Annotated in this window: 12 protein-coding genes; 7 read left to right on the forward strand and 5 right to left on the reverse strand. The window is 68.4% G+C overall.

Going from position 1 to position 13326, the window contains the following annotated elements; genetic code table 11:
• The 3 genes from cobA to AB4Y86_RS02630 all read left to right on the forward strand — a co-directional run.
• On the forward strand, window positions 1-811 hold an 811-nt coding region (gene cobA / locus AB4Y86_RS02620), incomplete at its 5' end, for a uroporphyrinogen-III C-methyltransferase (protein ID WP_441399877.1).
• 106 nt (window positions 812-917) lie between these two features.
• Window positions 918-2384 (forward strand): FAD-dependent oxidoreductase, encoded by a 1467-nt coding sequence (locus AB4Y86_RS02625; RefSeq protein ID WP_441399878.1) that lies wholly within the window; start codon window positions 918-920, stop codon window positions 2382-2384.
• 81 nt (window positions 2385-2465) lie between these two features.
• Window positions 2466-3455 carry a DNA topoisomerase IB gene (locus AB4Y86_RS02630; RefSeq protein ID WP_441399879.1) on the forward strand — a complete coding sequence of 330 codons (990 nt, stop codon included), beginning with the start codon at window positions 2466-2468 and terminating at the stop codon, window positions 3453-3455.
• Between the two features lie 24 nt (window positions 3456-3479).
• Here AB4Y86_RS02630 and AB4Y86_RS02635 read toward each other — a convergent pair whose 3' ends face one another.
• On the reverse strand, window positions 3480-4061 hold the full coding sequence (locus tag AB4Y86_RS02635; RefSeq protein WP_441399880.1) for a hypothetical protein: 582 nt from the start codon (window positions 4059-4061) through the stop codon (window positions 3480-3482).
• Window positions 4062-4188: 127 nt separating this feature from the next.
• Window positions 4189-5046 (reverse strand): DUF1206 domain-containing protein, encoded by an 858-nt coding sequence (locus AB4Y86_RS02640; RefSeq protein ID WP_441399881.1) that lies wholly within the window; start codon window positions 5044-5046, stop codon window positions 4189-4191.
• Window positions 5047-5220: 174 nt separating this feature from the next.
• On the opposite strand from AB4Y86_RS02640, the gene AB4Y86_RS02645 reads away from it, so the two are divergent.
• Complete coding sequence (locus AB4Y86_RS02645) at window positions 5221-5757, forward strand: hypothetical protein (RefSeq protein ID WP_441399882.1); 537 nt, start codon at window positions 5221-5223, stop codon at window positions 5755-5757.
• On the opposite strand, the gene AB4Y86_RS02650 is transcribed toward AB4Y86_RS02645, so the two are convergent.
• The 3 genes from AB4Y86_RS02650 to AB4Y86_RS02660 all read right to left on the reverse strand — a co-directional run bounded on the left by AB4Y86_RS02650 (window position 5754) and on the right by AB4Y86_RS02660 (window position 9256).
• Window positions 5754-6437: a FadR/GntR family transcriptional regulator gene (locus AB4Y86_RS02650; protein WP_441399883.1), complete on the reverse strand. Its 684-nt coding sequence runs from the start codon at window positions 6435-6437 to the stop codon at window positions 5754-5756. The two genes, AB4Y86_RS02645 and AB4Y86_RS02650, sit on opposite strands and share 4 nt — an antisense overlap.
• Window positions 6434-7708 carry an MFS transporter gene (locus AB4Y86_RS02655; RefSeq protein ID WP_441399884.1) on the reverse strand — a complete coding sequence of 425 codons (1275 nt, stop codon included), beginning with the start codon at window positions 7706-7708 and terminating at the stop codon, window positions 6434-6436. The genes AB4Y86_RS02650 and AB4Y86_RS02655 overlap by 4 nt, the downstream gene beginning before the upstream one ends.
• Window positions 7709-7813: 105 nt before the next feature.
• A complete protein-coding gene (locus AB4Y86_RS02660; protein WP_441399885.1) occupies window positions 7814-9256 on the reverse strand; it encodes a PucR family transcriptional regulator in 1443 nt (480 codons plus the stop codon).
• A gap of 159 nt (window positions 9257-9415) precedes the next feature.
• Between AB4Y86_RS02660 and AB4Y86_RS02665 the strand changes: the two genes are divergently transcribed.
• The 3 genes from AB4Y86_RS02665 (at window position 9416) to AB4Y86_RS02675 (ending at window position 13243) form a co-directional block, all read left to right on the forward strand.
• Entirely contained in the window at window positions 9416-10846 is a 1431-nt protein-coding gene (locus tag AB4Y86_RS02665) for a gamma-aminobutyraldehyde dehydrogenase (RefSeq protein ID WP_441399886.1), read from the forward strand.
• Window positions 10847-10887: 41 nt separating this feature from the next.
• Window positions 10888-12243, forward strand: coding sequence for a 4-aminobutyrate--2-oxoglutarate transaminase (gene gabT, locus AB4Y86_RS02670; protein WP_441399887.1), 1356 nt, complete (start codon window positions 10888-10890; stop codon window positions 12241-12243).
• Between the two features lie 127 nt (window positions 12244-12370).
• Window positions 12371-13243, forward strand: coding sequence for a universal stress protein (locus tag AB4Y86_RS02675; protein WP_441399888.1), 873 nt, complete (start codon window positions 12371-12373; stop codon window positions 13241-13243).
• Window positions 13244-13326 lie beyond the last annotated feature (83 nt).

The raw sequence follows: 13326 nt of genomic DNA on the forward strand, positions 1-13326 counted from the left end.
GCGCCGGCACCGAGTGTCGGGCCCGGGGGCACCCGCCGGGACCGGTTCCGTGGCGCTCGTGGGCGGCGGGCCCGGCGCTGTCGGGCTCATCACCGTCCGCGGTCGGCGGCTCCTGGGCCAAGCCGACGTCGTCGTCGCGGACCGGCTCGGCCCGCGTGAACTGCTGGGCGAGCTGGCCGCCGATGTCCGGGTGATCGAGGTGGGCAAAACCCCAGGCCACCACCCCGTGCCGCAGGAGGGGATCAACCGGATCCTGGTGGAGGAAGCACTGGCCGGCCATCGCGTGGTCCGCCTCAAGGGCGGCGACCCGTACGTCCTCGGCCGCGGCGGCGAGGAAGCCGAGTTCTGCCGGCAAAACGGCATCGAGGTCGAAGTGGTGCCCGGCGTGACGTCGGCGATCTCCGTCCCGGCCGCCGCCGGGATCCCGGTCACGCACCGCGGCCTGGCCAAGGGCTTCAGCGTGGTCACCGGGCACGAAGAGCTATCCGAGGTCCCGGCCCGCGCCGACCATACCGTGATCCTGCTCATGGGCGTGGGCCAACTCCGCGAATCCGCGGCCTCGCTGGGACGCGCCGGTTTGCCAGCCGGGACGCCTGTTGGCATCGTAGAGAATGGATACCTGCCGAACCAGCGGGTGACCATCGGTACGCTCGGGACCATCGCGGACCAGGCGGAGGCCGCAGGCGTCGCGAATCCTGCCGTGATCGTGATCGGCGACGTGGTCCGCGTCAGCCCGTTCGCGCCGTCGCACTTCAAGACCGCGGACTACAGCACCACCTCCCCGAACGCCCCGCGCGTCGCCGCCCGTTAGTTTCACCCGCACTACCCAACTAGCTCGCAGTTGTTGTCGTTTTGAGCCCTCATAACGACAACAACTGCGAGTCAGTTGGGACGGAACGAACCAAAGGAACACAGCCGTGTCAACGAACACCCCCGTAGGAACCGCCGCCCGTCCGCTGCGCGTCGCCGTCGTCGGATCCGGCCCCGCCGGCGTCTACGCCGCGGACATCCTGACCAAGAGCGAGCCCGTCAAGAGCGGCGAACTGACCGTCAGCATCGACCTGTTCGACCGCTACCCGGCGCCCTACGGCCTGATCCGCTACGGCGTGGCCCCGGACCACCCCCGCATCAAAGGCATCGTCAACGCCCTGCACAAGGTCCTGGACCGCGGCGACATCCGCTTCTTCGGCAACGTGGACTACGGCACCGACCTCACCCTCGCGGACCTCCGCACCCACTACGACGCCGTCATCTTTGCCACCGGCGCCATCAAGGACGCCGACCTGAACATCCCCGGCGTCGAGCTCGAGGGCTCCTACGGCGGSGCCGACTTCGTCTCCTGGTACGACGGCCACCCTGACGTTTCCCGTGACTGGCCGCTGGAGGCCAAAGAGGTCGCGGTGATCGGCAACGGCAACGTCGCCCTCGACGTCGCCCGGATGCTCTCCAAGCACGCCGACGACCTCCTCGTCTCCGAGATTCCGGACAACGTCTACCGGGCCCTGAAGAATTCCCCGGTCACCGACGTCCACGTCTTCGGCCGCCGCGGCCCGGCCCAAGTGAAGTTCACGCCGCTGGAACTGCGCGAACTGTCGCACTCCAAGGACGTCGACATCGTCCTCTACCCCGAGGACTTCGAGTTCGACGCCGAATCGGACCGCCAGATCCAGAGCAACAACCAGACCAAGACGATGGTGGGCACGCTCACCAACTGGATCGCCGAGCAGCCCGAGGATCTCTCCGAGCTCACGGCGTCCCGCCGCCTGCACCTGCACTTCCTGCACAGCCCGGTCGAGATTTACGACGACGCCGCCCACCCCAGCAAGGTCGCCGGCATCAAGTTCGAGCGCAACGAACTGGACGGCGACGGGAACGCCCGCGGCACCGGCGAGTTCGTCGACTACCCGGTCCAGGCCGTTTACCGTGCCATCGGCTACTTCGGCTCTGCCCTGCCCGAGGTCGAGTTCGACCACAGCAAGGGCGTCGTCCCGAACGACGGCGGCCGCGTCCTGGATGCCTCCGGCGCCCACCTGCCCGGGATCTACGCCACCGGCTGGATCAAGCGCGGCCCCGTCGGCCTGATCGGCCATACCAAGGGTGACGCCCTGGAGACCGTGACCTACCTGCTGGAGGACCGTCAGGCTCTGCCGCCGGCAGCGGCACCCGCCCCCGAGGTGATCGTCGAGCTGCTGGAGAACCGCGGCGTGAAGTCCACCAGCTGGGAGGGCTGGCTGGCCCTGGACGCGCACGAACGATCGCTCGGCGAGAAGGCGAGCACGGCAGGGGAGTCGCACGGCGTCGCTGTCCAGCGCGAACGCGTCAAGGTTGTCCCGCGCGAGGACATGGTGGAAATCTCCCGCGGCGGGGTGGCCGCGGAGGTCTGAGCCCCCGCGTTGCTCGGTGTTTCCATGATCCGTAGTCAGTAGGCTTACCGTCATGGACACCAGACACCCAGGGACCGGCCGATGAGGCTTCGCCACAGCAACGCGTCCGGCCGCGGTTACCGCCGGGTCCCCGCCGGGACCGGGTTCAGCTACAAGGACCTGGACGGGTCCACCGTGCCGCCCGGGCCGATCCGGGACCGGCTGGAGGGCATCGGCATCCCGCCGGCGTGGACCGACGTCTGGATCGCGCCTTACGAGAACGGGCACATCCAGGCCACCGGGCTCGACGCCGTCGGCCGGCGCCAGTACATTTACCACCCGGGCTGGCGGGAGCGGAAGGACCGGGTGAAGTTTGACCGTTCCCTTCAGCTCGCGGAAACCCTGGCCGCCGCGCGCCGGCTGGTAACCATGGACCTGCGCTCGGATGGGCTCACCCGGGAGCGCGTGCTGGCGGCCGCCTTCAGGATGCTGGACAGCGGCTCGCTGCGCGTCGGCTCCGAGCGGTACACCAACGAGAACGGCAGCCACGGCCTGGCCACCCTGCTCTGCGCCCACGTGAAGGTGCGCAAGGACGAGCTCCGGCTCAGCTTCCCGGCCAAGAGCGGCAAGACCTGGGACTCCAGGATTGACGACGCCGACCTCGCCGCCGTCGTCCGCTCACTCAAGCGCCGCGGTGGAAACGCCCGCCTGCTCGCCTACAAGAACGGCCGCAGCTGGCACCCGGTCACGAGCGCCGAGATTAACGACTACGTGAAAGAACGCACCGGCGGGGACTTCACCGCCAAGGATTTCCGCACTCTGCGCGGGACGGTGGCAGCAGCCGTGAGCCTGGCCCGGAGCGGGCCGCAGCCGAAGGTCTCGGCCCGGAAGCGCGCGGTGAGCCGCGCGATGGTGGACGCTGCGGCGGTGCTGGGGAACACGCCGTCGATCGCCCGCAAGAGTTACGTGGATCCGCGGCTGCTGGACCACTTCGCGGCGGGGGAGACAATCGACCCGAAGCGGCTGGACTCGGCCGAATCGGAGATCCGGGCGCTGCTCTACCAGGAAGGCGCGGTCGTCCCGCTGGGGTAGCCGGAGCGGCCGCAGGCGGAAGGTTCAGAACTCGGCATTGATGAAGCCGATGATGATCGCCGTCCACCAGCACGCCTGTGAGATGGTCAGGCTCAACAGCAGATGGGTCCGCTGCCCGACGCTGAGGGCCCAAAACGAAGAATCCGGCGGCAGGTGGGCGAGCCGGCGCATGAGCGGGATCAGCATGATGCCGTTCAGGCTCAGCGCAAGAACCGCGGCCAGCTTCACGTCCGTCATCGGGTTGTACAAATGCGGGCTGAGGAAGGCCCCGGTGGCCAGCATCCCGAGGAGGCCGCCCCAGATCAGCGGGGTGGCGGCGCCGTCGAGCCTGATGATTTCTGCCAGTTTGCGGCGGCCGATGAGCCACAGGAATCCGTGCCAGTCCACCAGGATAATGGCGCCGAACGCTGCGACGAGGGAGAGGACATGCAGGACAACCGCAATGTTGTACGGGGTGCCGCCGACGTGGACCGCGGTGGACATCGTGACCGAGAGGAGCCACGCCACCGCTGCCGCGGCGGACAGACCGATTACCAAGCGCCTCGTGGCCCGTTCGGATTCGCGGTGGCGCCGGACTGTGCGCCTGCTGACTGGGACGTAGCTCATGGCCTTACCTTGAAGAACCCGCCCGCCGGGGGTCGAACTGACCTACCTGAAAGGCAGGAAACGCGGTTCGGAAGCTAGCTCACACGATATCGCCCGGACCGCTCGACAACAAGGACCGACGGCGGCGCTACATCCGCCCGAACCGCGCGCGGATCAGGGCGAAGACGCCGTACGCGATGAAGCCTGCGCCGATGGGCAGAAGCAGGTACGGACCAAACGGGTGGTGCAGCAGCGCCTTGAGGCTGCCGTCCAGCCCGGTGGACGAACCGGGATCGTTGGTGGCCGCGGCCACCACGAACAGCAAGCCGGTGAGGACCAGTGCGAGCCCCTTGGCCACATGGCCGGTCACGCCCAGGGCGCTGACGAGGTGGCCGCGGTGCGTTCCCTCGAAGTGCCGCAGTTCCTCCTTGAACTTCTTGCCCAGTCCCTTCACCACGAAGTAGACGCCAATCCCGGCGACTGTCAGCCCCAAGGCGGTCAACAGCGGGGCGCCGAGCGGCCGGTCCATCAGTGACCGGCTGAACGCGGCGGTGGAGTCGCTCGAATCGCTGCTGACCCCGACGGCGAAGCTGCCGAAGGTGTACCCGACGCCGCCGTAGGCAACCGCCAGGAAGCCGGAGGAAACCAGCTTGCCCAGCCCTTCGCTGCGTGGCAGGTGGCGGGCCCGCAAGGTCGCCTCGCTCAGCTGCCAGAGCGCGAGCCCGGCGCAGCCGATGCAGCCCGACCACATCACCGCCGGGCCCCAGGGGTTGGCAGCGAGCTGCTCGATCGCACCGGTGGGCTCGGCCTTGCCCGGTGCGCCCAGCACCAGTGCGACGACGATGGCCCCGATCACGACGTGGAGCAGGGCCATCACGGCGAATCCCCAACGCGCGGCGACGTCGAGCGGCTTGCTGTTGGACGCGGCTTCCGCGGCATCGGCGGCCTCGCCGAGGATGGTCTCAGGGGCCGCCCCCGCACGTCCGCCGGATGGGTTTCCGCTCAACGGTGTCCTTCCATGCCCACGAGCCTACCCGCATGCCGGGCGGCCCCTTCAGGACGAGGCCCCCGTAAAGCAGGGCTACCATCCTGTTGCTAAGTGTGCTTACTATATCCGGGTGCGGACTCCCTGTGGGGCTGTGCCGTTCCGTATTCGCAAACTCACGATAGGACGCTCACCATGGCAGGAAATCTTGTTGCCCGATCCATTCACGACTTGACCGCGGGCGCGTGGTTCGGCGGTTCGCTGATGGGCGCGATCGGGCTGAACGGTGCGACGGCGGAGGCCAAAGATCCCGCCGAGCGGACCCGGCTCTCCAGCCTCGGCTGGAAGAAGTGGGCCCCGTACCAAACGGCGGCCTTCGGCGCGCACCTTCTCTCCGGCCTGGCCATCATCTGGGAGAACAAGGACCGGATGGCCAAGCAGGACGGCGTGACCCGGCTGAGCATCTACAAGTCCGTTGTCACCCTGGCCGGCGCGGCCGTGACACTTTATGCGGGCCTGCAGGGCGCGAAGGTGGACAAGCTCGCCGACGAGGGCGCTGCCGGAGCCACCGAGCCCAGGCACGGTGCCTCGCAGGAGCTCCAGTCCGCCCAGCAGCAGTTGAAAATCCTGCAGTGGACCATCCCGGTGTTCGCCGGTTGGGTGATCGTCCTGGGCGCCAAGCACGGCGAAATGCAGCGGCCCAAGAACGTCTTCAAGGGTCTCGCTCGTTAGACCCGCCCGATCCATTCCGCACAGGAGTTCAGGTTGCGGTGGACGCTTTCGACCGCGGCGTCCGCGTCGCGGGCAGCGATGGCGTCCACCAGCCCGCCGTGGCCTGGGTGTGGAAGGCCATCGAAGCCGCCCCGGCGCTGCTGGCGGAGCAGGTCGCTGTGAAACACTCCGCCGAAGCTGACGTACAGCTCGTGCAGGAGCGGGTTGCCCGAGGCCTGCGCCACCATGACATGGAAGTTCCAGTCAGCCTGCGCCCAGCCGGCGAAGTCCCCTGCCAGCCACGTGCGGCGGCGGACTTCGAGCAGTTCCCGCAGCGCCGCGACGTCGTCGTCCGAGGCGTGGCGGGCCGCGAGCCGGGCGGCCTGGGTGTCCAGCCCCACACGCACCTCCAAAATGTGCATCTGGGAGTGGTCACGGTACATGCGCTGCGCGGCGCCAGAGATTTCGCTGGTGGCGCGGACGTAGGTGCCGTCCCCGCGGCGGACCTCCAGCATGCCGCTGTGCGCCAGGGCCTTGATGGCCTCCCGCAAGGTGCCACGGGAGACGCCCAGTGCCGCCATTAGTTCCGGTTCGGCGGGAATGCGCTGTTGCAGCTGCCACTCGCCCGAGTGGATGGAGTCGCGGAGTTTGGCGGTGATCTCCTCCACCAGGGGAGGCCGGGGTGAAGGGGTCAACGTCATCGCTGCACCCCTCCCAGCGGCGGCCCCACGGGCCGGCCGCCGGCGGCCCGCGGCTTGGTTATCCGGACCGTCAGCAGGTGCCCCACGACAACCTGGCCCGCCGCCACGGCCAGCAGCAGGACCAGCGGCAGGGTCCAGCTGCCCGTGGCGCCGTGCAGCAGACCCATGCCGAACGGTCCGATGGTCGCCAGCAGGTACCCCGCCGACTGGGCGACGGTGGACAGGGCGGTGGTCTCGGCGGTGTTCCGGCCGGCCCGGCTGATCATCACCATGATCAGCGGGAAGATGCCCAGTCCGACGCCGAGGAGGACCGCGGTCAAGGGTGCCATCCCGGCCGGCAGCAGCAGCATGCCGCCGACGCCCAGCAAAGTGGCCGCGGAGGCCAGGTAGAAAGCAGGGCGCAACATCCGGGGGCGGGCTCCGATCGCGATGAGCGTCATTCCGGCCGGGACCGAAACGAGCTGCATCAGCCCGAACATCAGCCCGCTTTGGGAGGCACTGACCCCCTCCGTGGCCAGCATGTACGGAAACCAGCTCAGCACGGAGTAGGCGAGGAGGGCCTGCAGGGTGAAGCCGGCGGTGATCATGATCCCCGTGCGGGTCCGCAGCAGCGGCCATGGTGAGACATGCGTGGCCTTCCGCGCGGGCGCGTGACGGTGCGCGTGCAGCGCTATCGGCAAAAAGCCCAGGCAGGCGGTGAGAGCCAGAATGCCGATCGCCCCCAGTCCGGCGGAGGGCGAACCGAGCTGCTGTGCCATCGGAACGATCAGGACGGAAATGACGGTGGCTCCGCTGGTCATCGTCATCGTGTAAAGGCCCGTCATGAGGGAGGTCCGGTCGGCGAAATACTCGCGGATGAAGGACGGCATGGCGACGTTGCACACGGCCAGCCCGGACATCCCGACCACAGTGCCCGCAACCAGCATCCCGGTCGAGGGCACGCCGCGGAGCAGCAGGCCGCCGGCGAGCATAACAAGGGAGAGCAGGATCGCCTTTTCCACGCCGAGACGTCTGGTCAGCCAGGACGTGGCGGCCCCGGCAACGGCGAAGCAGAGCGTGGGAATCGATGGAACGATGGCAGCGACAAATGGCCCGTACCCAAGAACCTGCTGCAGGTCGTGGAACAGCGCGGAGGCCCCGCTGATGCCGGCGCGCAGGTTGAGGCCGATCAGCACGATCGCCACGACGCCCGCCACGATTACGCCGCGCGGGCGGCCGGTGCCGGGTGGGGCTGTCTGGGGAAGGGCGGGAAGCGCCGTGCTGCTGGCCATCTCCAAAGGTTAGACGTTTGATGTTTGGAACCCAAGCTGCGGTGGCGAAGATCTCCGAAAGAGACAACGCCCGGAACGCAGCGCGGGGACAGTCGGTGTGCTGTGTCAGCGGGGGTGGCGGGCGCCGAGCCGCTGCACGGCCAGCGCCAGCCACAGCTGCACCCGGTCCGCGGTTTGCGCCGCGTCGTATCCGGTCAATTCGGTGATCTGCGCCAGCCGGTAGCGGACGGTATTCCGGTGCAGCGTGAGCTCCTCGGCGACGGCAGCGACCGAGCCGTTGTTGCCCAGGTAGCTCTCCAGTGTGGCCATCAGGCCGGCGCCATGCGCGGCGTCGAACTGGCGCAACGGGTTCAGTGACTCGTTCGCCATGTCCGCCAGCGGAACGTCCTCGCTGGCGAGCAGCAGCGAGGTCAGGCTCAGCCGTTCCGGCTCGTTGACCGGCAGACCGTGGCTCGCCGCATCGCGGGCCTCGAAGTAGCTCCAGCGCAGTCCATTCGGCTTTGTGTACGCCCCGCCGATGCCGATCGTGGCGTGGATTCCGGCCTCGGCGAGGTGGTCGCTGAGGCCCCGGGCCAGGGCGGCGGCGCCGCTGCCGTCGTCGTGCACCACCGCCACCAGGTCCCGGCCGACGACGGCGGTCACCGCCGTCCTCAGCGGCTGCGGCAGCGAGGAACTCGCCAACTGGGCGGCGTGGGCGGCCGATTCCGCCAGCAGGACCACGTTTTTGCGGGTGCTGTTGACGCCGATGCCGGCGAGCCGCCGGGTGGCCTCGGTGGGCTCCAGGRTGCCATGGATGACGTCCTCGAGGACCTGCCCGGCCAGTGCCCGCTGTGACTGCCGCTGCTTGACCATGTTGTTGAGCTCGACGCTGATCAGGTTCTGCGCGTAGCCGACTATCCCCGAGTCTTCGAACGGGTGCCGGATCCACAGCGTGCAGGCATCGCGGCGGCCGGTCGGGACCGGGTACGAGGCCCAGCCGTCCGCCGTGGGGGAGGGGCTGCCGGTGGCGCTGTTGTAGAGCTGCGCAGTGAACTGCGTAAGCACTATGTCGGTGCGCAGCATGGAGCCCAGGTGCTTGAGCAGTTCGGCCAGGCCCCCGCCGGTCAACAGAGCCCGGGCCAGGACCTGGTGCCCGGCGATCAGGCGCTCCAGCTTGGCGTAGTGGTCCGCGGACTGGGCATCGGCCACGAGCTTGCCGATCGCGATGAACGGGGTTTCGTAAGGCACCGACACCACCGGAAGGCCCCAGCGGTTGGCCTCGGCGACCAACGCCGGGGGCACCGCATCGTGCGTGAGACCGACGCCGAAACCGATGCCCACGGCTCCGGCGCGCTGGACCTGGCGGACAAATCGGCGCTGATCGGGGGCCGTCTTGAGCCGCATACCGGTGGTCAGGACCAGTTCCCCGCCATTGAGGAAGCGCTGCGGGTCCTCCTGCTCGGTGACCGCAACCCAGCGGATATCCGAGTGCCAGGTGGTCTCCGCGACGCCGGTTTTTGTCAGCCGCAGGGACGGGACCCCAAGCAGGGCCGCGAGGGAAATTGCCATGGAATCAGGATAACCGGGTGCTGGTCAACCGCACTAAACTTCCTTGTTTACGGTGTGCAGCTGCCTATTCCCAGTCGTGCAGGGCTGGCATAGGCTCGGAGCAGCCGCAGATCTCCCATCCCTGCCATCGCCAGGCCAGCTCGAAAGAGGTTGTACACCGTGGTTCAAACCTTGCAGAACTTCATCAACGGGGAGTTCGTCACCCCCGCCGGCACCGCATTGCTGGACATCATCAACCCCGCCACCGGCGACGTCGTGGCGAAGTCGCCAATCTCGGTCCAGGCCGACGTCGACGCCGCCATGACGGCCGCCAAGGACGCCTTCGCCGACTGGAAGCACGTGACTCCCGGCCAGCGCCAGCTGATGCTGCTCAAGCTCGCGGACGCCGTTGAGGCCAACAGCGACGAACTGGTCGAGGCCCAGCACCGGAACACCGGCCAGGTCCGGTCCCTGATCGCCTCCGAGGAAGTCGCCGCGGGTGCGGACCAGCTGCGCTTCTTCGCCGGTGCCGCCCGCATCATGGAGGGCAAGTCCGCCGGGGAATACTTCGAGGGCCACACCTCCTACGTCCGGCGGGAACCGATCGGCGTCGTCGCGCAGGTTGCACCCTGGAACTACCCGTTCCTGATGGCGATCTGGAAGATCGGGCCCGCCCTCGCCGCAGGCAACACCGTCGTGCTCAAGCCCTCGGACACCACCCCGGAATCCACCCTCGTCCTGGCCCGCCTCGCCGGAGCGATCTTCCCGGCCGGCGTCCTCAACGTCGTCCTCGGCACCGGCGAGACCGGCGCCCTGATGGTGGAGCACAAGGTCCCCGGCCTGGTCTCCATCACCGGTTCCGTGCGGGCAGGCATCGCCGTCGCCTCCGGGGCCGCAAAGGGACTCAAACGCGCCCACCTGGAACTCGGCGGGAAGGCCCCCGCGATCGTTTTCAAGGACGCCGACATCAAAAAGAGCGCCGCGGCCATCGCCGAATTCGCCTTCTTCAACGCCGGCCAGGACTGCACCGCGATCACCCGCGTGCTGGTCCAGGACGAGGTCCACGACGACGTCGTTGCCGCCATGGTGGAGCACACCAAGACCCTGCACACGGGCTCGCAGAACGACGAAGACAATTACTTCGGCCCGCTGAACAACGTCAACCACTTCAATGCAGTCACCTCCGTCGTCGAGCACCTGCCGGCGAACTGCAGGATCGAGACCGGCGGCCACCGCGCAGGGGAAAAGGGATTCTTCTTCGAGCCCACCATTGTCACCGGCGCCAAGCAGACCGATGACATCGTGCAGAAGGAAACCTTCGGCCCCGTCATCACGGTGCAGAAGTTCAGCACCGAGGCCGAGGCCATCGAACTGGCCAACGACGTCGACTACGCCCTCGCCTCCAGCGTCTGGACCACTGACCACGGCACGGCCATGCGGGTCAGCCGCGACCTCGACTTTGGCGCCGTCTGGATCAATACGCACATCCTGCTGACCGCCGAGATGCCGCACGGAGGCTTCAAACAGTCCGGCTACGGCAAGGATCTCTCGATGTACGGCGTCGAGGATTACACCCGCATCAAGCACGTCATGTCCGCACTCGACGCCTAACGCAGGCTCTGTCCCCCCTCCACACTTAGAAAGGCCCTTCCATGACCACCACAGCAAACGACATCATCTTCCGGCTGGAGCAGAAGCGCCGCGTCCAGGCCGACTTCCCGGGCCCCAAGTCACTTGCACTGACCGAGCGCCGCAAGGCCGTCGTCGCGTCCGGTGTCGCCTCCAGCGTCCCGGTCTACGTCGCCGACGCCGACGGCGGCATCATCCAGGACGTCGACGGTAACTCCTTCATCGACCTCGGCGCCGGCATCGCCGTCACCAGCGTGGGTGCCTCGGACCCCGCCGTCGTCGGTGCTGTGAAGGAAGCCGTGGAGCACTTCACCCACACCTGCTTCATGGTCACGCCCTACGAAGGCTATGTGGCCGTCGCCGAGCAGCTGAACCGCCTCACCCCTGGCGACCACGAGAAGCGCACCGTTTTGTTCAACTCCGGCGCCGAAGCCGTCGAAAACGCCGTCAAGGTGGCGCGCCTGGCCACCGGCCGGGACGCCGTCGTCGCCTTCGACCACGCCTACCACGGCCGCACCAACCTCACCATGGCCCTGACCGCCAAGGCGATGCCGTACAAGACCAACTTTGGTCCGTTCGCGCCCGAGGTCTACCGGATGCCGATGAGCTACCCGTTCCGCGAGGAAAACCCGGCGATCACCGGCGCCGAGGCCGCCCAGCGCGCCATCACCATGATCGAAAAGCAGATCGGCGGTGAGCAGGTTGCCGCGATCATCATCGAACCCATCCAGGGCGAGGGCGGCTTCATTGTCCCGGCCGAGGGCTTCCTGCCGGCGCTCGCGGCGTGGGCGAAGGAGAAGGGCATCGTCTTCATCGCCGACGAGGTCCAGTCCGGCTTCTGCCGCACCGGCGAATGGTTCGCCGTGAACCACGAGGGCGTCATCCCGGACATCATCACCATGGCCAAGGGAATCGCCGGCGGCATGCCGCTCTCCGCCATCACCGGCCGCGCCGAACTGCTCGACGCCGTCCACCCCGGCGGCCTCGGCGGCACCTACGGCGGCAACCCGGTGGCCTGCGCCGCGGCGCTGGCCGCGATCGGATCGATGGAACAGTACGACCTCAACGCCCGGGCCCGCCATATCGAGGAACTCGCCCTCGGCACGCTGCGCGAACTCGCCAGCGCACAGCCCGTGATCGGTGACGTCCGCGGCCGCGGCGCCATGCTCGCCGTCGAACTGGTCCAGGCCGGTTCCAAGGAACCGAACCCGGAGCTGACCAAGGCAGTCGCCGCGGCCTGCCTCAAGGAGGGCGTCATCATCCTCACCTGCGGCACGTACGGCAACGTAATCCGGCTGCTGCCGCCGCTGGTCATCACCGACGAGCTGCTGCTGGACGGACTCGAGGTGCTGGCCGCGGCTATCCGCGCCAACGCCTAAACGGCGCTATTCCGGGGGCCGCTGGGCTAGAGTCGTTCCTACCACTGCAGGAACGCAGGCCGGCCGACGTCGCCCGGGCCCCCGGAGCCAAGCTGGATTCTGCCCAGACCCAATGAGGGGTTCATCGATGCGATACGTAGTTGGCTACACACCCGACGACCGCGGCGCTGATGCCGTCGCACTGGCTTCGGCCCTGGCCCGCGCCCAGGGGGCCCACCTGGACCTGGTCCACGTGGTGGACCGGAAGACCCCATACGTCGCGCTCAACCCGCAGGGAAACCGCGTCAGCGTGGCGGAGCAGTCCGTGCGGACCGCGGAACGGCAGGGCCTTTCCCTGGTTCCCGAGGGCCTCGTAGCCAGGTTCCACGTGCGCCAGGGGGACTCCTTCGCCGGGGGCCTGATCGACGCGGCGAAGGAATACCGCGCCGGCCTGATCGTGGTGGGCGCGGCACGCAACGGGCTGTTCAAGCGCTACAGCGTCGGCAGCGTGGCCAACGGGCTGCTGCACGCCTCCCCGGTGCCGGTGGCCCTGGCGCCGCGCGGCTACCGGCGGACCGAACCGGTCAGCGGGCTGACCCTCGCCGTCGGGCAGCGCACCGGAGCGGAAGCAGCAATCGACGTCGCGATCGGAGCCGCCGAACGCCGCGGCGTGCCGCTGCGGCTGGTGTCGCTGGTCGAATTGGACGCCGAGGGCGCCAGCGGCGAAAACATCAATGCCGCGCACATCCACGCAAACACGGTGCTCAAGGCCGCGGCCGGCCGCCTGCCCGAAGGACATCACGTCAGCGTCGAGGTGGCACACGGCCGGACCATCGAGGAGGCCATCGATGACCTCGAGTGGAACGACGGGGAAGTCATGATCGTCGGTTCGTCGCGGCTGGCGGAAAAGAACAAGCTCTTCCTCGGGAGTACGGCCAACAAGGTGCTCCGCGCCCTGCCGGTTCCCATGGTGGTGGTGCCGCGGGACTACGTGCGCATCGACAGCGACCCGGAGGACTGAGCGCGGGGCGCCGCCGCGGGCCGCGCGCCGCCGGGCCGCGCGACCGCGCGACCGAGCGCCGCCGTTTGGCCGCGGGGCCTAAG

It is taken from the genome of Arthrobacter sp. 2YAF22_2 (assembly GCF_052114645.1).
Classification (GTDB): Bacteria; Actinomycetota; Actinomycetes; order Actinomycetales; family Micrococcaceae; genus Arthrobacter.